Origin of the sequence: Metallosphaera sedula DSM 5348 (genome assembly GCF_000016605.1) — an archaeon.
Taxonomy (GTDB): Archaea; Thermoproteota; Thermoprotei_A; order Sulfolobales; family Sulfolobaceae; genus Metallosphaera; species Metallosphaera sedula.
In genome coordinates this window covers 2086026-2106754 of the sequence record NC_009440.1, presented here as the reverse complement: position 1 = coordinate 2106754, position 20729 = coordinate 2086026, and the positions used below count along the sequence as shown (strand labels likewise).

General features: G+C 42.1%; 27 protein-coding genes and 1 tRNA gene. 11 read left to right on the top strand and 17 right to left on the bottom strand.

What is annotated here, in order from left to right; genetic code table 11:
* Positions 1-16 precede the first annotated feature (16 nt).
* Together MSED_RS11225 and MSED_RS11220 are read left to right on the top strand one after the other, a co-directional pair.
* Positions 17-2155, top strand: coding sequence for a hypothetical protein (locus tag MSED_RS11225; protein WP_012022119.1), 2139 nt, complete (start codon positions 17-19; stop codon positions 2153-2155).
* 96 nt (positions 2156-2251) lie between these two features.
* The gene (locus MSED_RS11220; protein ID WP_012022118.1) at positions 2252-2923 is read left to right on the top strand and encodes a hypothetical protein; all 672 of its coding nucleotides are present in this window, start codon (positions 2252-2254) and stop codon (positions 2921-2923) included.
* On the opposite strand, the gene MSED_RS11215 is transcribed toward MSED_RS11220, so the two are convergent.
* Both MSED_RS11215 and MSED_RS11210 read right to left on the bottom strand, forming a co-directional pair.
* Complete coding sequence (locus MSED_RS11215; RefSeq protein WP_012022117.1) at positions 2885-3142, bottom strand: hypothetical protein; 258 nt, start codon at positions 3140-3142, stop codon at positions 2885-2887. The two genes, MSED_RS11220 and MSED_RS11215, sit on opposite strands and share 39 nt — an antisense overlap.
* A 2-nt stretch (positions 3143-3144) precedes the next feature.
* On the bottom strand, positions 3145-4896 hold the full coding sequence (locus tag MSED_RS11210) for a VirB4 family type IV secretion system protein (protein ID WP_230842353.1): 1752 nt from the start codon (positions 4894-4896) through the stop codon (positions 3145-3147).
* Positions 4897-5057: 161 nt separating this feature from the next.
* Between MSED_RS11210 and MSED_RS11205 the strand changes: the two genes are divergently transcribed.
* Positions 5058-6476, top strand: a complete 1419-nt coding sequence (locus tag MSED_RS11205; RefSeq protein WP_012022115.1) for an Ig-like domain repeat protein — start codon at positions 5058-5060, stop codon at positions 6474-6476.
* On the opposite strand, the gene MSED_RS11200 is transcribed toward MSED_RS11205, so the two are convergent.
* The gene (locus tag MSED_RS11200; RefSeq protein ID WP_012022114.1) at positions 6471-7073 is read right to left on the bottom strand and encodes a hypothetical protein; all 603 of its coding nucleotides are present in this window, start codon (positions 7071-7073) and stop codon (positions 6471-6473) included. The two genes, MSED_RS11205 and MSED_RS11200, sit on opposite strands and share 6 nt — an antisense overlap.
* Before the next feature lie 254 nt (positions 7074-7327).
* Positions 7328-7921: a hypothetical protein gene (locus tag MSED_RS11195; RefSeq protein ID WP_230842351.1), complete on the bottom strand. Its 594-nt coding sequence runs from the start codon at positions 7919-7921 to the stop codon at positions 7328-7330.
* A gap of 232 nt (positions 7922-8153) precedes the next feature.
* Here MSED_RS11195 and tnpA point away from each other — a divergent pair, with 232 nt between their 5' ends.
* A complete protein-coding gene (gene tnpA / locus MSED_RS11190) occupies positions 8154-8567 on the top strand; it encodes an IS200/IS605 family transposase (RefSeq protein WP_012022112.1) in 414 nt (137 codons plus the stop codon).
* Positions 8545-9852 carry an RNA-guided endonuclease InsQ/TnpB family protein gene (locus MSED_RS11185; RefSeq protein WP_012022111.1) on the top strand — a complete coding sequence of 436 codons (1308 nt, stop codon included), beginning with the start codon at positions 8545-8547 and terminating at the stop codon, positions 9850-9852. Before tnpA ends, MSED_RS11185 begins: the two co-directional genes overlap by 23 nt.
* A 13-nt stretch (positions 9853-9865) precedes the next feature.
* On the opposite strand, the gene MSED_RS11180 is transcribed toward MSED_RS11185, so the two are convergent.
* Positions 9866-10216, bottom strand: a complete 351-nt coding sequence (locus MSED_RS11180; RefSeq protein ID WP_012022110.1) for a hypothetical protein — start codon at positions 10214-10216, stop codon at positions 9866-9868.
* Positions 10217-10329: 113 nt separating this feature from the next.
* Positions 10330-10418, bottom strand: a tRNA-Glu gene (locus MSED_RS11175).
* Positions 10419-10620: 202 nt separating this feature from the next.
* Here MSED_RS11175 and MSED_RS11170 point away from each other — a divergent pair.
* Positions 10621-11199 carry a helix-turn-helix domain-containing protein gene (locus MSED_RS11170; protein ID WP_012022109.1) on the top strand — a complete coding sequence of 193 codons (579 nt, stop codon included), beginning with the start codon at positions 10621-10623 and terminating at the stop codon, positions 11197-11199.
* Positions 11200-11210: 11 nt separating this feature from the next.
* Entirely contained in the window at positions 11211-12170 is a 960-nt protein-coding gene (locus tag MSED_RS11165; RefSeq protein WP_225938828.1) for a pyridoxal phosphate-dependent aminotransferase, read from the top strand.
* Between the two features lies 1 nt (position 12171).
* On the opposite strand, the gene alaXM is transcribed toward MSED_RS11165, so the two are convergent.
* Both alaXM and MSED_RS11155 read right to left on the bottom strand, forming a co-directional pair.
* On the bottom strand, positions 12172-12879 hold the full coding sequence (gene alaXM / locus MSED_RS11160) for an alanyl-tRNA editing protein AlaXM (RefSeq protein ID WP_012022107.1): 708 nt from the start codon (positions 12877-12879) through the stop codon (positions 12172-12174).
* Positions 12880-12881: 2 nt separating this feature from the next.
* The gene (locus MSED_RS11155) at positions 12882-13142 is read right to left on the bottom strand and encodes a hypothetical protein (protein WP_012022106.1); all 261 of its coding nucleotides are present in this window, start codon (positions 13140-13142) and stop codon (positions 12882-12884) included.
* 237 nt (positions 13143-13379) lie between these two features.
* On the opposite strand from MSED_RS11155, the gene cdvB1/B2 reads away from it, so the two are divergent.
* Positions 13380-14015 carry a cell division protein CdvB1/B2 gene (gene cdvB1/B2 / locus MSED_RS11150; protein WP_012022105.1) on the top strand — a complete coding sequence of 212 codons (636 nt, stop codon included), beginning with the start codon at positions 13380-13382 and terminating at the stop codon, positions 14013-14015.
* A gap of 47 nt (positions 14016-14062) precedes the next feature.
* Entirely contained in the window at positions 14063-15208 is a 1146-nt protein-coding gene (locus tag MSED_RS11145) for a tryptophan--tRNA ligase (RefSeq protein ID WP_012022104.1), read from the top strand.
* On the opposite strand, the gene cbp1 is transcribed toward MSED_RS11145, so the two are convergent.
* Positions 15209-15628 carry a CRISPR DNA repeat-binding protein Cbp1 gene (cbp1, locus tag MSED_RS11140; RefSeq protein WP_012022103.1) on the bottom strand — a complete coding sequence of 140 codons (420 nt, stop codon included), beginning with the start codon at positions 15626-15628 and terminating at the stop codon, positions 15209-15211.
* A 121-nt stretch (positions 15629-15749) separates the two neighbouring features.
* Between cbp1 and MSED_RS11135 the strand changes: the two genes are divergently transcribed.
* A complete protein-coding gene (locus MSED_RS11135) occupies positions 15750-16319 on the top strand; it encodes a LysE family transporter (RefSeq protein WP_012022102.1) in 570 nt (189 codons plus the stop codon).
* Here MSED_RS11135 and MSED_RS11130 read toward each other — a convergent pair.
* On the bottom strand, positions 16300-16647 hold the full coding sequence (locus tag MSED_RS11130; RefSeq protein ID WP_012022101.1) for a helix-turn-helix domain-containing protein: 348 nt from the start codon (positions 16645-16647) through the stop codon (positions 16300-16302). The genes MSED_RS11135 and MSED_RS11130 overlap by 20 nt on opposite strands.
* A gap of 193 nt (positions 16648-16840) precedes the next feature.
* On the opposite strand from MSED_RS11130, the gene MSED_RS11125 reads away from it, so the two are divergent.
* A complete protein-coding gene (locus tag MSED_RS11125; protein ID WP_012022100.1) occupies positions 16841-17056 on the top strand; it encodes a hypothetical protein in 216 nt (71 codons plus the stop codon).
* On the opposite strand, the gene MSED_RS11120 is transcribed toward MSED_RS11125, so the two are convergent.
* The 7 genes from MSED_RS11120 to MSED_RS12405 are packed head-to-tail and all read right to left on the bottom strand — an operon-like array spanning position 17026 to position 20637.
* Complete coding sequence (locus MSED_RS11120) at positions 17026-17934, bottom strand: Mrp/NBP35 family ATP-binding protein (protein ID WP_012022099.1); 909 nt, start codon at positions 17932-17934, stop codon at positions 17026-17028. The genes MSED_RS11125 and MSED_RS11120 overlap by 31 nt on opposite strands.
* Positions 17935-17960: 26 nt before the next feature.
* Complete coding sequence (locus tag MSED_RS11115) at positions 17961-18506, bottom strand: adenylate kinase family protein (RefSeq protein WP_012022098.1); 546 nt, start codon at positions 18504-18506, stop codon at positions 17961-17963.
* Positions 18503-18664: a hypothetical protein gene (locus MSED_RS12410; protein WP_012022097.1), complete on the bottom strand. Its 162-nt coding sequence runs from the start codon at positions 18662-18664 to the stop codon at positions 18503-18505. Before MSED_RS12410 ends, MSED_RS11115 begins: the two co-directional genes overlap by 4 nt.
* 5 nt (positions 18665-18669) lie before the next feature.
* Positions 18670-19221, bottom strand: coding sequence for a rhomboid family intramembrane serine protease (locus MSED_RS11110; protein WP_012022096.1), 552 nt, complete (start codon positions 19219-19221; stop codon positions 18670-18672).
* 3 nt (positions 19222-19224) lie between these two features.
* Complete coding sequence (locus MSED_RS11105; RefSeq protein ID WP_012022095.1) at positions 19225-19836, bottom strand: zinc metalloprotease; 612 nt, start codon at positions 19834-19836, stop codon at positions 19225-19227.
* A 22-nt stretch (positions 19837-19858) separates the two neighbouring features.
* Complete coding sequence (locus MSED_RS11100) at positions 19859-20458, bottom strand: hypothetical protein (RefSeq protein ID WP_012022094.1); 600 nt, start codon at positions 20456-20458, stop codon at positions 19859-19861.
* A 17-nt stretch (positions 20459-20475) separates the two neighbouring features.
* Complete coding sequence (locus MSED_RS12405; RefSeq protein WP_187146785.1) at positions 20476-20637, bottom strand: hypothetical protein; 162 nt, start codon at positions 20635-20637, stop codon at positions 20476-20478.
* Positions 20638-20729: the final 92 nt, after the last annotated feature.

Here is a 20729-nt window from a genome sequence, read left to right as displayed (position 1 = left end):
ATGATGGGGAAAAGAAGTGAGTAACGTCTTCGGAATGGACATAAAGAGATTTAGCGTTCTCTTCATAGCGATAATAATAATTCTATCATTTGTAGCAAGTTTTGCAAATATAAAAACACCTCAGCAGAACACTTCTGTTCAAGTTGGGACATCGACGCAGAACGAGCAATACACTGAAACTATACCGTATAAATATATTTACAATAAAACAATAACATTAGCTCCAGATATTCAAGACTTAGCTTACGTTAGGGGAAGCTATAGTAATCTTCTAGCACCCTACTACAATATTTCCCCAGAAGCTTACATCTTATTCAACTTCTCAACTCCATCAAGTAATATGCTACAGCTGTTGCTTAACGCATTGGCCTGGAACGCGAGCCAAATAGCACCAGGTCCATATGGGGCTTTGCTCAGCGTTGGATCTTCAGCATATGTTAACATTATCAATTACGGTAATACTACTTTACAACCGTTTCCGCTTAATCAGAACGATACAGAGAATTATAGTAAAGCTGAGATAATTGTAAAGTACGCTAAAAACTTCGAGGTTCCTAATAGCTTTCAGAGGGGATGGAGTTATCCGCCTTCGGATAATCTCAACTATGGTATGAATTACAGTATCATAAACTCTTACAACGTGAACACTCAGGTCGATCCTATTATATCCGTTAGTCAGCAACTGGTGAACTCATATAGTACAGGGAGCTTCTGTTCGGGCCACGTCACATATTATCAATACTACGATGATCAAGTGAACTACAATTTCAGATACTTCGTGGACCAGAACGGAACCACTACGTTTCTAGACCAATACAAGGGAACTCTATCGCTCTCCTACGACAGCAGCGGACAGATCTCTCACACCGCTTCAGACACGGTGACAGTTCCTCCTGGAGTACCTGAAACCGTGAGCGCTACTGTAGGCCTCTCCTGGAGCCCCGGACACTCGGTATCCAGCGGATCGGGAGTGTACGTTTACTATACGCGTGTGTGTCATCACTATCACGAGGGAAACACAACAATAACTCGATGCTATTGGGTGAGACACGAGTGCCATTACACTTACACGGTAAACACGTACTATCCTTCGATACACTCCATCGCGGATACGGTGAGCGACACCTGGTACGAGTACAACGTGAGCCTACCTCTCAGGATAGAGGTGTACAACGGGACCTCCCCCTCTACCTCGATAGTTGGCAAGTCCTACTCATACAATACTGGCCTCAACAATTTCCAGGTAACTCCCTGGTATACGATCTGGAGCTCCCTCCCGTTCACGAATTCCTATAAGATAACGACACATGACAGTCTCGGCCTGGCAAATTACACGGTGGGAAGGACATGGAACGCTGGCAATCTAACCATAACTCCGACATCTAACGAGGTCTCTGGCTCTCAGTCCTTCTATATACCCTACGGAGGAGGTACTGAGTCCATTAATGATTACTATCTAAACTTCAACCTTATTCCAAATATAACTCAGGCACCTTCATGGATCTATCAGAGCATGAATTATAACAAATATGCTACAATCGACTGGTTCTACCTGGAGCAAAATGCGACTTTAGCTCATTCCCTTTACGAGTTCATCAATCACACGATAAACGAATCAGATACCCAATTCTGGAAGTTCGAGTACTTCGATCTAGCTGCGGAGTACACCATGTACACTTTCAATACTACATATAACGCCTTCAATAATCTTCTAGAATTAGAGAGCTTTTACGAGAACTGGAGCGTGGTCCCTGCTCAGATACTAAACCTATCGGCGTGGCCCAGCCTGAAATATGAAACGGGCCAACTATCGCTCTTCAACGTCTCTAGGATACCCGGTATATACAACTCCTCTGTGTACTTCAACGTGACCGGAGACAGCGAGACATATCTCGTCGATGTGTACAATGCGCTAGGGTATCCAGGGTGGAATAAGGTTCCCTTTGGGAATTCTTTCTATTTCGGTCCAGTAGGCGGTAGGACAGTCTACTTCTACCTGAACCAGTCTGGAGGAGAGTTGCCATACCTCGGAGAGACTCTAAACTTCTTCGATTCGAACTACGTACCATCCATATTCTACGCCACTTCTGGGACTGTATACGGCACGCCTACGAAAATCATAGCTATCTGGAACGGTACCGCATGGATTTCCTAAGTTATTTTGAATTTTTTCTCAGTAAACTGGGGAGTTAAATGTAATACCGATTTTTCCACGGAAATCCTTAGAGGCTTTTAAAACGTCTGTTTCTGGATGGAAGAGTGCACCATAATCACTAATCATGAAGGATTTCTTGTAAACAGTTGCACGGGGGAAGTAGTAGACTTTGAGAACTATAGCAGTACTGACTACAGCAGCTTGCAATATTATGAGAGAGTAAGCTCTTCAGCGAGGAAAAGAGAAGAGAATGAAATAAGAGACATGAAGAAGATAGTCCTGAACTACTTGCTCAGTATTATGACAGGGAAGGAAAAAGACGAGTTCTACAGAATTCTGAACCAAACTGAGAAACATGGGAAAGCAGAGGCAGCCCTGTACTTAGCAATATATGAGCATATCCTAGCTAAAGAGAATAAGCAGGTTAGGAGGGAATATTTGAAGTTTCTAAAATCGAGGGGAATAGGAAGATATGCGATACGTCAACGTAAGAAGTTACTTAGACAGATGCTGAAAGAGGACCCTGTTGTTATATACATGTATTATGAATATCAGGGCAACAAAGAGGAAGCATTAAGAGTTTATGAACTACTGAAGAAACATAACTTAGCTTATGGTAATGCAAAAAAGAGGAAGCAAATATTATTAAAGTATTTAAATGATAAAAAACTTCTAAACGAGGTACTTGAAAAAGAGAAAATTGAGGAATTGAGGAACACGGTCTTGTTGCTAAACATCAGGGATTTTGAGAGCGTTAGTTTCATCTAATTTTTCATCTAGTATAAGCTCTGCAGTCTTTTCGTTAAGCCTTCTCAAGATATAAGCCTCGTTCTTTATTAAATAGCGTATATAGTACACCTCTCTTACTACAGAGATCTGAACGAAAGCGATGCCGTCCTTTATTACGATTACGACGCCGTTAGGTAGAATATTCAGTTGAAGTCCCATTCTTTTCGCAACTTTCTCGATAATATCTACGACGCTCATTTTTACTCAGTCCTCCAGCGCTGTTTCTCTTCTTCCGTGAGCTGGACCTGAATATGGGTCGTTATTGCGCCTGTCCTCAATATCCCCCTACCCCTTGAAGATTTGAGCACGTAATCGACCTCCTCTTCGCTCAGGTGAGCCAAGTTAACTAAGTCGTCCTTAGCCTCCTTTTCCTGTTTAAGAATCAGTTTGTTATCTGCAAGTTGCCATGCTTCCTTGCTGTATTGATTCATATTAAAATGTTGAATGAGCTGTGTCATAGTAATCATACTGGTTTTAAGGGCTCTAGCAGTCCTGTAAATTATCGCTATGATTTTCGCCACACTCTGGTATTCGAATAGGAAGTGAGCTTCATCTATCAATATCAATTTCTCGACTGAACGAGGGAGTTTATTGATTAACGAATAGGCATAAAGCATTAACATTGTAGCTGCTAATCTCTTCTTTCTCGTATCCTCAGTTTGAAGCCCTAGTATGATGAAACGTTTGCCCTTAAGGTTAGGAGGAGTTCCAGTGAAAACATACTTGTCAGCTCCGCTAGTCATATTGAGTAAGAAGTTCTCTAATTTTCTATATTCAGTCGCAAACTTCTTACTAGCCAAGCTCTCTAGATTGTCTGTTAGGTCCTTCAAACTCCTGTTTTGCTCCAACTGGGACACTAGGATTCCTCGGAGCTCCAATGGAATTCCATATGACTCGATGAGGAAGTCTGCTATGTCACCGCTTGAGACCACTCCTTCAGCTGCTAAAGCTACCGGATCCAGTCCAACATAGTCCCCGTCCTTGAATGCGATATTCAAATCCGCTTCATTAGTGAAGAAACGGTTATAGTTGCTCATCGGATCGATGATAATAACATATATCTCGCCATGGGCCCTGCGTAGCCTATCAATCAAAGCGGCACCTGTAGTAGTCTTTCCTGCTCCAGTTGTTCCTGTTATCGCCCAATGAGGATTTTGTCTTCCGTTGGTCGCCAAATATGGATTGATTGATATTGGAGCTCCTTTTTCATCCGTTCCTAAGAAGATGCCATTAGGCTCGACTAAGTTAAACCCGACCAGGGGGTAGAACTTAGCGAGACTGACGTTGCTGCTTATGCGATACCCTACACCTCCTTCAAAATTATACAACTCACTCTGAGCGCAACATGGAGTATCGAGGAGCACCCCGTTTTCTTGTGCGGTCTTCATTAATTCCCTTGTTAGACTTTCGAGCTCTTGTAGGGTCTTTGCATGGATTACAAAGATATATCGGAACTTGATGGGCTCCGCAGCTTCCTCGTCTATGTCCTTCTTAAGTTGGGTTCCACTTGTTAACATTTCTTCAACGGCAGTTGAGACATTAGCATACTTGGCCATCTTCATCTTCTTCATTTCTAGCGAATTGAGATAATTTCTAACAGAGAGTTGGGGAATCTTTTGAAACTGAATAATCGTTTCAAAGAGCTCTGGGTTCATCTGTTTGAAGTCGACCCTTCCAAGAGCTCCCTCGTAAATTCTGGTACTATATCTATATGATACTAAAACTCTAGCATATCCTTCCATTGTTTGCAAGTACTTAGCATGTTCCTTCTTTATCTTAGGTCTCTTGGGAGGCTCTGCTGTTTCGAGGTCCATCTCTTTCTCTGTGATTAAATTAAAAGAAGATGTAATGATGGGGAATTTCGTCCCTTCGAACTCATACTCACCTGGAGCTCTGCTAATGTAGATATAGCCACGCTCTGCTTGTGATAAGAGCGTCGATAGTTCTTTCATTTTCATATCACGATCCTCAGGACTCAGTAAGAAGAATGGGATCCCTTCTAAACGATAGTACCTAGTTTTTTGTGCTGTCTTTTGGCCGTCATTTTTACTTCCGAACAAGAAAGACATGTTCTCGTTATTCCGCCTTTTAAAAGACTCTACTAACGAAGGAAATGAGGAAAGCTCTAACTATCCTATTAGTTATATTGATACTTCCGAGCCTACTTTCAGGACTAAGCAATATCGTGGCATTTGCTCAAAGTGGAAGCGGTAGTAATAATTTAGGGACCTTTATCTCGACACTACAAACATTGATACCTGCAGCACTGCTATTGCTTGCAATTTTGGCAAACAGATACGATCAACGTTATGCTTTAGTGTTGTTCGCAGCTGCTTTAGCTTCAGCGTTATTTCTAGCAGCTGCTACGGGAGGAAAACTAGGAGGAAGCGTAAACATAACATTAGTAGAACTGAAAGTAACAGTTTCTGGTCCCACTTCGGCTTATACTGGAAACGCTGAAACTTATACAGTGTCCTGGAGCCCATCTATGTCTGGAACAGTGATATGGACAGTATTATATAATGGGAGCATAGTATACAATTCCACAGGCGGAACTTCGTTCACCTATACATTCAATGAACCTGGAAAATACATAATTGCTGCGGCTGTAATTAATGATCAAAACTATGCAGGAGGGTCTGGAGCAGTCTTAATAACTGTAACGAACCCACCTAGCCCCTTGGGCTGGCTTACTGGGGCTATAACGAGCGCAATCTCTGGATTTATTAACACTGCAGCTAACACATTTGAAGGATTTTTGACTACACTTTTACAGATTTTCGGAGCACCTCTAGAATGGATGACTTATTCCCCTACGCCCAATATTTCTCCAATTACTCAAACGATATATAATGAAATCCAAGATTATGCTATCGGGCTAGCTATGTTGTTCGTATCTTTCTCGATAGCATACAACGCATTCAGAGGGTTCTATTCGGACCTCGTTGATCTTGCTGGTGATGTCCTTTACAAGCTCGGCGTATGGGGACTATTCTATGCAGGTGGGATGATAGTATACACTTATGCTGCGAATTTCATTAATTCTATCATTTACTCAGTCGCAGGTCCATATCTAGGAATAGCAACGATAGAATATACAGGAGGAGCAACTCTCTACACGGCCCTATTTGCATTAATGAACGGGGTTCCCTTTGGGTTTGGGGATTCTTTAGATATGTTTTTATCTCTAGTTATGTTTCTCTTAGCTTTCACATTAGCGGTAGCAACAATAAAATATGCTGTAATGTTATCTGTTGTATCTACTATTCCACTATGGGCTTCACTCTGGATATTTGAATGGACTAGAAAAATTGCGATGATGGTAGTAGATTTGCTAATAGGCTTAATGGTAGCGGGTTTGGTAGCCGCAATAACTTTTGCAATCTTAGCAACATTACCTATCGGAGCCTTGCTGTTTATCATAGACCCTATAGCGATTGATGGAGAATTCCTGTTCTCGTTAGTGCTTTTTGTGTTTAGTTTGAGACCAGGACAACATATGGTAGGAGCAATTAGAGAATTGTCTTCATAAAAAACTTAAATCAAATCTATTTTTTACGTAATTTAGTTTGTTATAAGGATCGTCGACATTTGGTATTGTTACATCTCTCCCGTCAGTTGTCAATACGTGCCAATCCCCTATTTCTTTGTAAGTAGGGGCTACAGTATTTAGAACTAAACTAGGTCTGTTAGCTACGTTTTCCTGCCTGACGTTCATTACAGTTATCGTTTTCACTTGGCTCCACAGTAAAACTATTTCGCCTTCCATGCCTTTTTCTTCACTTATTCTTTGATTCAGTTTGCTTGCATTTTTTCTAGCAAAATACAGCATAAGCCCTCCTATGAGCATAGCAATTAGACCATCAACACTAGTCATTCCAGTAGTTGGAGTGAATGGATAAACTGCTATACCTATACCTATAAGTAAAATGAGGACACCGAAAGTTCCTAGCATATACGTTCCTATAGTCTTTGGACCGTACTTTGTCACAAATTTTCTCCTATTCATTCTATAAATTCCGTCATTAGCCGCAGCGTAGAGAGGGACGAAAACCCTAGACGACACCATTTGGTACCTAGTCTGGAGCGGGTTGAGTACCACTATTTCATTATAGTTGAACTTCCTCATAATCTTTCACTTTTTTACTCTTCTTCTATAGCTAAATACTTTTCGGCGAAATTTTTAACTCCACGGGAGTTAGCCCTAAATTTACCTTGAACTGAAGGAAAGTTCCAAGTTAGAGTTGAAGGAAGAATGAGGTTTAACTCTAGGGCAGTTAGAGAAAAGTTTTACTTTGCCGAGTAGTCGATATTCTCTTTCTCCTCCCCTTCGCATCGTTTCTTCCTTGAATTACTGTATATAGTCCATAACGGAAGTTAAGCTTAAGATTTGGAGGAAATCTTTGCTAAAGCGTTCAGAAGTTCTTCATATTTTACGTAATAACTAAGTATCATTAGCGAATTCGCCTCATTGAGCACCTCATTTATCTTGTTACATAATTCTTCATTTTTTCTACATATTCCATCATCTAAAAGAAATATCCCGGCATCTTTACAGACTTCATATTTCTTCAAAGTGTTCAATATAACTACTTTCCTTTTGAGATCTTCTACTATATTCCAAGTGGTCGGAAAATAATGATAATATTTAAATTCTATACAGTAAAAGAAAGGCGGCTCATCTTCGGTAACAATTAGGTCCATTTCAGGAAACCATGCTCTTTTCATATTAAGCTCCTTTCTTAGGGTGGTAACTGCCTTACTCAATCTCTCATGAAAGCTCGTTATAACACTGAAATTCTCCGGTTTCAACTCGTAGCTTATATGAAGATGTACATCGGACGTATTCTCCAGGTTTTTTAAAAGAATGTGAGAAAATATCATAACGAGGTCCTGCTCATGCCATATATGACCCCAGAGACCGTAAGCCTTATCAAGAAGACTCAATTTCTTGTCATGATTATCCTCCATTCTCATCAAATCGACCAATCTAGCCCAATACCTACACCTTTCAATATACCAAATTATAGTATCGTTCCATACGTTTGCTAGTACCTCACGATTTAACATCCCTTTACCCTTAGTGTAACATGTACTCGACGAGTATAATAGTCTTCGATTTATAACGTGATTTGACAAATGAACGACAAGCCTCGCCCCTTCTAGGGGCGGGGTAAAGCTTTTATACTATGGAATACTTTAAAGTATTGTGGAACTAAAATCCACGAGACACGTAAAATATCTGTGCAACTACCACTTCGTATGGATCCCCAAATATCGAATAGCTATACTAACTAATAAGGTAGCTGAATACACTAAAGAGGTTTTGAAATCAATAGCAAAGGAGCTAGGATGTGAGATTATAGCCTTAGAAGTCATGCCAGACCACATACACCTCTTCATAAACTGCCCGCCAAGATACTCGCCGTCATATCTAGCAAACTACTTCAAGGGGAAGTCTGCTAGACTAATACTGAAGAAATTCCCAGAGCTAAGGAAGTATAAAAAGCTCTGGTCCAGAAGTTATTTTGTATCCACAGCCGGCAACGTGTCCAGTGAAACCATAAAGAAGTACATTGAGGAACAGTGGGTGAAGGAAGGTGAAGAGGGCCAACATAGTTAAACTAATCGTAGACAAGAAGACGCACGAGAAGCTCAAAGAACTCGCAATCGCTACTGCAAAATGCTGGAACGAAGTGAACTGGTTAAGAATGCAACAGTTTAAGAAAGGTGAGAGGGTCGATTTCTCTAAAACAGAAAAGGATGTATACGAGAAGTACAAGCAAATATTAAAGGTTAACACACAACAAGTTGCTAGGAAGAACGCTGAGGACTGGAGGAGTTTCTTCTCATTAATCGAGGAGAAGAAGGAGGGTAAATTGCCAAGATGGTTTAAACCTAGACCTCCAGGGTACTGGAAGGATAAAATTGGAAAATACAAGCTGATAATAATCATTAGAAAAGACCGTTACGAGGTTAATGAGGAAAAGAGGATCATCTATTTGAAGGACTTCAAACTCTCTCTGAGTTTTAAGGGAAAGTTGAAGTGGCACGGGGAACAAGGTAGGCTGGAAATAATTTATAATGAGGCTAGGAGGATTTGGTATGCACATATACCGGTGGAAGTCCAGAACGATGTGAAAGCTGAAGGCAAACTAAAGGCTTCCATAGACCTAGGGATAGTAAACTTAGCAACTGTCTACGTTGAGGATGGTAGCTGGTATATTTTCAAAGGTGGTAGTGTTCTCTCTCAGTACGAGTATTATAGCAAAAGGATTAGCATAGTCCAGAAAACCTTGGCTAGGCATAAGCAGAGGAGGAGTAGGAAGATGAAATTATTATATGAGAAAAGGAAGAGGTTTCTGAAGCACGCCCTTAACAGTATGGTAAGGAAGATAATGGAGGAGTTGAAGAAGAAGGGTGTGAGCAAGCTTATCATAGGCTATCCTAAAGAGATAAGTAAGGATCATGGAAACAAACTCACGGTTAACTTCTGGAACTACGGTTACATCATTAGACGTTTTGAGGAGGTTGGGGAGGAGTTAGGTATTGAAGTGGTTGAGGTGGACGAGGCGTGGACTTCTAAGTCTTGCTCCCTATGCGGGGAAGCCCACCATCGTGGGCGTATTAAGCGTGGTCTCTATAGGTGTCCCCGCATGGGGAAAGTAATAAACGCAGACTTGAATGGTGCGATAAATATCCTACATATCCCCGAGTCCCTAGGAGCTGGGAGCGGAGGGCAACTCCCGGTAAGGGATAGGGGTAATGGGCTGAAGGCCCAGCCCGCGGTCTACCGCTGGTCGAATGGAGTGGGGTGGGTGTCATCACCCACTAGCTATGAAGTGATGAAAATGAAGGCGGTAAACCGCAAACCAATGAATCGCCCTAAGGGAACCCTCGCCCTTTAGGGCGGGGAGGAAGTCAGGTATTCTTCAGATATTCACCTAAATACTGATAGAGAACCGAGACGAAAAAGTTGCGGAACTTCTCATCTTTCATGGCTTTGATAACTACTGATAATGCAGTGGTAGCGTCGACTTCAACCACTTTCAGTCCGTAGATCACGTCTGAAAGTTCATCTGGTGTTAACATGTCTGCAGCTTTTCTTACAATTTCTAAAGGAATATTCTGGTTTGTATTCACGTATCTGTATAAAGTACTCCTTCCTATTTCCAGTAACTTAGCTGTTTGTGCCAGACCGAGTTTCTCTACTAATTTCTTTAATATTCTTCTTCTTTGTTCATCATCTAACTTAGTTACGTCAGTTAGCATATTTTCCTACCTTACTTATTAGAAAGTGACACTGTTCCAAAAATAAGGCTCTATGTTCCATTTACGCCTTTATAAAGAGAACGTAGCTCTCTTTCAAATCGACGTAAAATTAGTGCCGCGGCCGGGATTTGAACCCGGGTCACGGGCTCGAAAGGCCCGCATACTCTCGGCGCAGAGCATGGCCGGGCTATACTACCGCGGCAATGAAAATAATACAACAAGATATATAAAACTTATCTCGATCTCCTTAAGTTATAGTTTTTTAAATGTTCATGAGAGGGATTAGATCTAGTTCTATCTACTACTATTTCCTAGAGGCTTACTAACCTCCTAGCTGTCGGAACTTCACAATTTCACATGAATCATAAAGCAAATCTAAATAACCATGAAATCCGTGTATACTCGTGATTCTTAGGGTCACTTTAATCAGTCCTACAGCACCTCCCTTAGACCTTAACCTGGGAAAAGGGACCCTTACCATTCTCGATATAAAGCAGGAGGGAGAGCTTCAGAGGCTCCTCGTTGAGGTGAAGGGCGTAGATGATTTAGGTAAAATACAGGGAAACTTCAGTAAGGTCTCTAAACTGAAATACCTCGGGACGGTTAAGGTAAGAGGAGTAGTCGAGGAGATATTGTCAAAGTACATCATCGTTAATGGTGTGATCAACGGAAACTCAACTGTTTGGACTGTTATCTTAAGCGGGTACCAGGAACTGAAAAAGCTGTTGCGGGAGCTTCATGAGCATGGCATCAACGTAAAGGTGATAAAGGTCACTAAGTATAAGACAGAGGATATTCTCACGGCCAGGCAAGAACAAATACTTAGGATAGCGCTTGAGGCCGGTTATTACGAGTTTCCTAGGAAGATCACCATAAGGGCTCTGGCAGAGAAGCTGGAGTTAAGCGTATCCTCGCTATCTGAGATCATCAGGAGAGCTGAAAAGAACGTGATAGTGAACTATTTCGACGAAAAGGGATTGTGATGCACGGAGGCTTGAAATGGGAAAAGGGGAGACCATCGTCAATCAGGGACTTCAGTGTCAACCTCAATCCGTTAGGTGTTCCTAGATTCCTTGAGGAATTAGTTGAGGATGCGGTGAGGAACAGGGTTTACTCCTTCTACCCAGACGAATATAGGCAACTGAAAAGGGTCATTTCAGACCTTTATGACGTAGACGAGGAAATGATAGGCGTATTCAATGGAGCTAGCGAGGCCATCTCTCTTCTCGATCACGACTTCTTCGTACCAGAACCCAACTACCAAGAATATCCCAGGGGATCAGTTTACCTGGCTCACGAGGACTACGAGTTCAGGTTCACCCTTCAGGGACAAAAGGTAATTACTAGTCATCCCAATAATCCAACTGGTGCCTCACTCCCCAGAGAAGAGGTGATCCCATTCCTACAGGAGGGTAAGACCCTGGTGATTGACCAGTCTTTCGCTGACATAAGTCCCGTGGATTCCTTTGTTGACTTGGTGAAGGAATTCCCCAACCTACTCTTAATATCCTCCTTCACAAAGACCTTCTCGGTTCCTGGATTAAGGATAGGCTTCACCATAGGAAGTAAGAGTAGTCTCCTGGAGCGTCGAGCCCCTCCCTGGAGGATTAACGCAATCGCGTACTATGTATTCTCCAACATGGATCTCAAAGAGGCGAGAAGCTTCCTAGTTAGATCCCGTGAAGAGGTGAGAAGAAGTTTAGAGGAGGTTGAGAGAATTCAAGGCCATGGATTGAAAATATATAGATCCCATGCACCTTACGTTCTAGCTGAGGCCACGGTCACCGCAGAGTTACTAAACAAGGAATTACTAAGGCGAGGATACTACGTGAGGGATTGCTCAAACTTCGTGGGTTTGAGGCAAAACCATGTTAGATTTTCCCTAAGACCTGGTTACTCAGATCTACTCTCAACCATCCAGGAAATCATCGAGAATCTCAGTTACATATCCTGACCTACGGCTTTACGGTGTAGTAGAGCCTTTTCTTTCCCTTACCACGGTTCTCGACCTTGATAACCTCTATGCTTCCTATTTCCTCCGTGTTGCTTACGTGAGGTCCACCGTCGGCCTGTATGTCTATTCCCTCAATCTCCACAATTCTCCAGGTTTCCAGTTCAGGTGGCATCTTCTCTGCTAGCTTAACTACACCCGGTATCTTCATAGCCTCCTCCCTAGGTAAGAAGTATACCTTTACCTTAATCCCCCTCTTTGCTATTTCATTTGCCTCCTCCACTATTTTTGGAAGTAAATCCTTGTTCTCCACATTGAAATCGTCCTTGGCGTACTCAGGGGTAATATTCCCCCCAGTGATAAGGGCGTTGTACTTAGAAAACGCAATTGATGCTATGATATGGGACGCGGTATGAAGTCTCATCATCCTGTACCTTCGCTCCCAGTCTATCCTGCCCTCAACCTCGTCTCCTTCTCTTAAACCATCTAACTTTTCAAGGACATGAACGATCTCATTTCCCTCAAACTTGACCTCCGTTACCCTGTATGTGTTCCCCCCTAGAATGAGTGCGCCCGTGTCAGACTCTAGTCCCCCACCTCTGGGATGAAAGGCCGTTCGATCCAGAATAACACCTGATGGCACTATCTTAGTTACTTTTGCTGAAAAATTCTTTATATACGAATCCTTTGCATATAACTCCTCAGTAACCATGTCTATAACCTCTCAAGGGTTATACCAAGTACCCCGTTTCTCAGGTAATAGGAGACAGGAGAGGTCTTAATTTGGACTGGTAATCTCACTATCTTTATTACGTTTCTAGAATCCATATCATAGACGTAAACTGTTGAGATATCTGCTCGGATTGCGATGCTCGATTCTCTCGTCTCCATTCCTCTGAGATCGATGTAAACATTTACCCTATTTTCCATCGTGAGGATATCCACGTCCGCGTCGTCAATCTGAACGGAGGGCAAGAAATATCACGTTATTATTAGCGTTACCGTAAGTTATAAACATTGGATCCTGGTGAACCCTAGGGATAGACACAAAAGGCAACGAACTTAAGCCCTCAGATTCAAGGGTGCGGACGGTCGCGCTTGCATATATTAAAAGTAAATTGATGATTTTCAATTTACCAATTCCTTTCTGTTAATTCCATATTACTGTCTCCTCTCTCTTTTAACCGTAGCAGGTCCAATATACATATCAAGATGCTTGGAAAAGATTTCCAAAAGTATTGGGCTGGATCTGATGATAAGAGTGCATGGGAAGGATTCAAGGGTGCTTTCAAGAGCAAGGAACCCCTGAAATACAGGATTGTCCAGGCTAGATACAAGCTTGGATCAATGATAAATAGATTGGATGTTCATATAGCGAGGCTACAGGAGAGGGACAGGACACTCTTTGAGAGGGTAGTAAGTGCCCAAATGGCGAAGGATACAAGCAGGGCTGCAATGTACGCAAACGAGGTAGCCGAGATTAGAAAAATGAGCAAGCAACTTATAATGACGCAAATAGCTCTAGAGCAGGTTCAGCTTAGGCTCGAGACAGTAAGCGAGATCAGTGAGGTCTTTGTAAATCTTATACCCGTGGTAGGTGTAGTTAATGAGCTAAAGTCCGTGCTGAAGGGAGTTATGCCAGAGATATCTTTGGAGCTCTCCTCGCTATCCGAGGACTTGCAGACGGTGGTAATAGAGGCAGGTGACTTCGCAGGAGGATACTCCTACGCATCCGCAGCTACTCCAGAGGCCAGGAAGATCTTGGAAGAGGCATCCGCAATAGCGGAACAGAGAATGAAAGAGAAGTTCCCAGACCTTCCCGTGAATGCGCTGGCCCAAAGGGCATAAGCCCTAGGGCCCAAGATATTTTATTTTCCTAAGTTTTACTTCTTCTTGTGGCCGAAGGAAACTACTCTGTTACCCCTTGGGAAGTTAAGGGTAAGGTTGACTATGATAGGTTGATTATCCAGTTTGGAACTCAGAAGATAACCGAGGAGTTAAGACAGGAGATACGTTCAATAGTTGGGGAAATGCACCCCATGCTTAGGAGGGAAATCTTTTTCTCCCATAGGGACCTTGACCTTGTCCTTAAGGATTGGAAGGCAGGTAAGGGTTTCTTCCTATACACGGGTAGGGCTCCATCACTAGGTATGCATATAGGTCACATGATTCCGTTCATTTTCACTGCATGGCTCCAGCAGAAATTTGGAGTTAACGTCTACATAGAGATTACAGACGACGAAAAGTTCATGAGAAACCTGGATTACACCTTGGATCAAACTAGGCAATGGGCCTTAGACAATATTCTTGACATTATAGCTGCCGGTTTCGATCCTGACAAGACCTTCATCTTCCAGGACACTGAGTATATCAGAAACATGTATCCTCTAGCCATTAAGATTGCGAAGAAGCTAACTTTCTCGGAAGTGAAGGCTACCTTTGGGTTAGACGTATCCTCAAATATAGGAATCATCTTCTATCCGTCCCTTCAGATAGTACCCACAATGTTTGAGAAAAGGAGATGTCTCATACCAGCAGGAATAGACCAGGACCCGTATTGGAGGTTGCAGAGGGACATTGCAGAGAGCCTAGGATATTATAAGGCGGCACAAATACATAGCAAATTTCTACCCCCATTAACAGGTCCTGAAGGAAAGATGAGCTCCTCGATTCCTGAATCCGCAATATATCTTTCAGATGATCCAAAGACTGTGGAGAGAAAGATCATGAAGTACGCTTTCTCTGGGGGGCAGCCCACAATTGAGCTTCAGAGAAAACTTGGTGCCAACTTGGATATAGACGTTCCCTATCAGTGGCTCTATTACTTCTTTGAGGAGGACGATGAAAGAATACGTAAAATTGGGGAGGAGTACAAATCAGGGAAGATGCTTACGGGCGAGATAAAGCAAATCCTAGTCGAGAAACTCAACAACTTCCTAGAGAAGCACCGCGAAAGAAGGGAGAAGGCCAAGGAAATGGTTAAGGATTTCAAGTACGAGGGCAAGCTAGCAGTTCAGATGTGGGAGAAAATTCACGAATAATCAGCTTTTCAACTGTAACTTTTTCAGGTAGTATACTACCAAGTTAGTAGAGATATCAAGTTCCTTTGCTATCTTGTAAATGGACGAACCATTCTTATACATTTCCATGATACGTTGAATCTTGTCCTGTGTTAGCTTTCTTTTGGTCTTAACTAGATTATGCTTCTTCAGTATTCTGAGAACAGTGTTGGAGTTCATCTTGAGAAGCTTGCTGATCTTGTTTGCACTATACCCTTGCTTTCCATACTCGATCACCTGCTGAATCAGTTCAGGTGGTGTCTTACCTCGAAATTGAACCCCACTATCCTTAAGTATTCTTCTGGCTCTGGAGTAACTTAGGCTAAGCTCCTTGGCTATCTCCCTTATGGATCTCCCGCTCTCATACATTTTCTTTGCTTTTTCAGTAATATCCTCTTGCATAATGAAAACCTCTCTTCCACTCTTTTTATATTTTTCCCCAAAATCTTTTTTATTCTGCCTATAAACCCTTCACAAGGGAGCCTGATTAACCTATTTAAAGCACATAATGTAATCAGCTTACGTGAACGCCTTACTTGTGATCTTCGGCTTAGCGCTGGGGCTGTCGCTAGCTGCTCCCCCAGGTCCAGTGAACTCCATGATAGCCTCAGAGTCTCTAAGGTCAAAGTTACATGGGGTTAGCGTAGGCCTTGGGGCCATGACAGCTGACCTAGTCTTCTTCATTTTAACTCTCGTATTTGGAGACTTTTTGCCGAGAGATGTAAGGTATATTTTCTACTTGATTGGGGGAGCCTTGATGATATGGTTAGCCTTCGGAGTGATGAAATCTACCTTGTCTAATAGAACCACTAGGGCCAATTACTTGACGGGGCTAACCATGGGTCTAACCAACCCCTTTCAGATAACCTGGTGGCTGACTAGTGGTCTATTCATGGTCCAGGAATTTGGGATCCTAGTAATACCAGGTTTCTTTGGCGGGATAGTAATATGGATTACCTTATTTCCATTTCTAGTAAATAAGTTTGGGAAAAGGATAGCAAGGGCTATAAAAATAGCTTCATTTGTTATATTACTTGGATTTGGAATCTATATTCTAGTTCAAGGAGCTCTTCTCATAACCCAGATATTATAGATGATAGGTCGGAGCAAAGCTCTGAGGCTCTTATCTTCATTTTTTCTATCACCTCGTTCCTGTCCACCCGGTACACATATTTGGGTCTACCTCCCTTTGAACCAGTGCTTTTCTGCTTGGTAACCAACCCAGCGTCTGATAATCTCTTAAGTATTAAACTGGCTCTGCTCTTACTGATTCCCAGTTCCGAAGCAATATAATCCACATCTCTACCCTCAGAACCCTTAATTATCCTGATGAATGCCTCCACATCAGCCTCTGAGAGCCCGTAGCCTACCATTAAGAACCTCTTAAGGAGGATATTTCTTTCTGCGAGCTCAGTTATCAATTAAATTGCACCGTTTAACATTTAGTTTTTATTGTTTTTAAAGTTTTATTGTGATTAGGCAACCTTTGTAGGTAAATGGTAATACTATCTTTGTTATAATAAATCAAGGTATTGAAAAAGAGTGCTATAGGGCGGACTGTGTGTAGGTTGTTTCGTTCTCCACTTTTTTAAATCAGGAGAGTTCTTTGTACTCATGGAAAACTTGGAACAAGAGATAATATCTCTACTTAGAGAAAGGCCAATGATATCAGAGGAAATACGAGACAAACTAATGGAGAAAGGTGTTCGCTTTACTCCGTTGGAACTTAGGGAGACATTGGCTACCATGGTGAGAGAAGGGAAAATAGAAAAATATCCCGACTATGACAGAAGGAAGTTTTATTTCAGATTAAGGTCAGACAATTTCTGATTTTCAACCATTTCTATTACTTTATCGGCAATTTTTAGGAACTCCTTAGAGGCCGGTGAATCCAAGTACTTCAAGAAGAACGGTTCTCCAAGGTCGTTCGACTCTGCGATTCTGGGATCTAGTGGGACCTGTCCTAGGAGAGGAACTCCCAATTCCTCAGCCATCTTCTTCCCCTTGTCCTGTCCAAAGATGTAATAGTTCTTACCCTCAGACGGACACACAAAGTAGCTCATGTTTTCCACAACCCCAAGTATCTTAGTATTCACCGTCTTGGTGAAGTTTATTGATCTTCTGACGGCCAGAGTGGATACCTCTGAGGGAATAGTGACAATGATGAAGCCGGTTATATTGGGGACTAGCTGAGCAACCGAGAGGGCTTCATCCCCGGTCCCTGGAGGCATATCTATAATCAGGTAGTCTAGCTGACCCCAGTTCACATCTCCAAGAAACTGCCTAATTGCAGAGTGCTTTATGGACCCTCTCCATATAACAGGAGTATCATCTCTAGGAAGTAGGAAGTCAATGGAAACTACCTTTATACCAAAGGGACCGTTAACAGGATTTATTCCGTTATCGTCTGCTGTAAGCATTTGTCCCCTAACTCCAAGCATCTTAGGAACGGATGGACCATGAAAATCAACGTCAATGATTCCCACGCTCTTTCCAGCAGCAGCAAGGGCCATGGCCAAGTTAGATGACACGAAAGATTTGCCCACTCCTCCCTTTCCACTGAGAATTGCGATCTTATACTTCACGTTCTTCATTCTGGATTGAATCTTAAGGTCAGCGCCCTGAACTTGAGGTGCAGGCGCCTTTCTAAGATCCCTAGGTTGCTTCGTAGGTTGTGGTGATTGCAGTCTAAACGGATTGGAGCTCATTTTTCTCAATTAACATATCTTCATGGTCAACTAATAATCTTATCTAAAGCTAGGAGCAGATCTTGGACATCTGGAAGATCTAACCAGTCTACGGGTTTGTCGCAAATATTCCCAAGGATTCTATTAACTACTTCCTCAGGAGAGAGGTTCGTTACATCTATCTCGCAAGTCTCCTTAAACCATTCATTGGCCTCCTGTGCCACGTAACCTATGATCTCTGCCTCGACATTCTCTATAACCTTAATGTCATTCCACCCGCGCTTTTTCAGTTCGTCATAAAGCACCTTAGGATGTTTTCTCAACACAACTACCTTATCGGCGTTATCCACTAGCGAGGGATACACCGTCTCCAAAACCACGTTTTTCCTTTCACTTAGATACCGGTTAAGCTCCTTGGCGACTTCCTCATCATCTATCTCAAATGACGATCTCAGTTCATCGTAACTTCTGTATAATTTCCTCTCAATTACAAAGGTAGATACATGTAGATACTCTAGTCCTAGGCGTTGTGATAAGAGGAGACTCACGGTGGTCTTGCCTACTCCAGGCGTTCCAGTAATTACAATGATCATCTGAATACAAGGATGCTTTCGACAATAAATAACGTTAGTGAAGTGACGATGAGAGTAAGCTTTGTCTTTGTAGTTCCGTCACCCTTCACAACTTCGTACATTCCATATGGAAACATGGCTAGGCCTATGGCAAATAGAATTAGTTCAAGCAAGTTCATATATTTCATTTTCCTTGTGTATCTCCTAAAAGCTTCTTTCTCCCGACAGCTAGAATTACCCCACCTACTATACCTCCAATGTGAGCTACGTAGTTAACGCCTGGTATTATGTCACTGAGAACAAAAACGATTATAAGCAAAGCTAGACCGTTCCAGTCAAACCTATTGAACTCTAGCATGTCATCCAAAATATAATACGCTAGTACACCGAATATACCTCCTGAGGCCCCAGCCGAGGCCACGTAAGGAGGAAAGAAAATGAGAGTTAGTATATTTCCTACCAGTCCAGAGAGCAAGAAGACTACGTATTCAAGCTTACCCGCCTTAGATCCAAAGAGGTAGTATATTACACCCATAGAGAAAAAATTGAAAATAAAGTCAGTGAAACTATTGGTTACAAAGATTGAGGTTATCAGAGAGAGGTAATCTCCCCTTAACACTAGGTAGTTCACCTGAATTAGGAACGAAAAAAGATACGGGCTAACACTATATGTGATAATCCCCACAAGAAATCCCACGAGAATTAGTACCATTAGGACTATGGTTGGTTTTATCAATATCTAGATCTCCCCTGTAAAATACATTAATACTAGAGACAGTGCAATAAGTACTATCCACACTCCGATGTTCCACCTAAATACCTTTAGGCCGTCCAGTATCCAGAAGGGAAGTAAATTGAAGAACGCTACAACGGCATTAAATCCCGAAATCACCTGAAGGAAGAAGGCCAATAGTGGGTTTGATACTGCAATGGCCCCAAGTAGGAAAAGCACTGATATTGCAATGTTAGTTGCAGGTCCTGCAGCTGCGGTTATTCCCTCGATTCTCTTATCTGCGGAGAAAAATCTGCAGGAAATAAGGGTATATCCAGAAAAGAATACTAGACCAAAGAATGGTAGCAAGTTGATAATGGTGGTGAAGAGAAACCCAGTGAAGTTCAGGGTAAACCTGGAATAGCATCCATATCTTCTTGCGGATTGTCTATGTGCCAACTCGTGAGGTACAATAGCTATTGTTGCCGCTACTAGGGCAGCTATAACGCCGAACCCAAAGAAACCAGATAGAAGATACAATGATATCCCTTTTACCGCTATGGAGAATATGGCTAACAAGAATGACTCAATCTCGTTTAGCCTACTGAACCTCCATTCCCACTCTCTAAGCCATGACAAATCTCTTCTTCACAGGATTAGCTCAGTAGTTTAAATGCATAAGCGTAATATCTTCCCTATTTACCAGTTTCATTTTAGGCTCCTCGATTTTCCAAAGGAGGGCCTTCTGCTTCTCTAGGGCTACCATGTATTTTTCTTTACCATCTGATATTATTCCCTGGTATTTGACATTGGTTACCTTGTTGAACGTATGGAAAGCTTCGAAGATAACGAATTTATACAGGAAAGGCATAGTGACCTGGTACTTATCTAGGTTCTTTCCATACAAGATTAATTTCTCCATAACGTTGGTAAAGTAAAATGGTTCCAGCAGAGTAATCTCATTTATTCCATTAAATCTTGAGATAACTAGGAATAATCTTCTGGTCCTATCAGGAGTTACTACGCTCAAATCTAGGATCCTGGTAATTCCTCCGTCCTCTCCGGAGCCCCAATACGAAGTATAACTTGCAGTTCCCTCCTTAAGAAAGTCAATAATCGTCTCAGCTAACACGATAGGCGGTATTTTTAACCTCTGAAGCTCCTGGTCCAGGAAACTTGAGATACAGAAAAGATGACCGTCTCGGGTTATTCCCCTTCTACCCTGACAGTCTGTTACATTTAATTGAACCTCAAATACCACGAAAAATAATAATGGGATTAAGTCCTTATATATTTTGCATAGGCCTCTGCTTCAATTTTCATGTTTTTAGTTATGAGTAAATTGAGGAGATTTCTATCCTCCTCACCCCTAGGGTTATAGGAGCTTAGTATCTTTTCCACCTGCTCCAGGAGGGCTAACGCATCTTTAAGGGACTGCATGGAGTAAATAGTAGGTCTGAGTGAATAAATGGGTTACATTCGTAAAACTGGTATTTCCTAAACCATTTTATGCAGTTGAATTAACGATCATT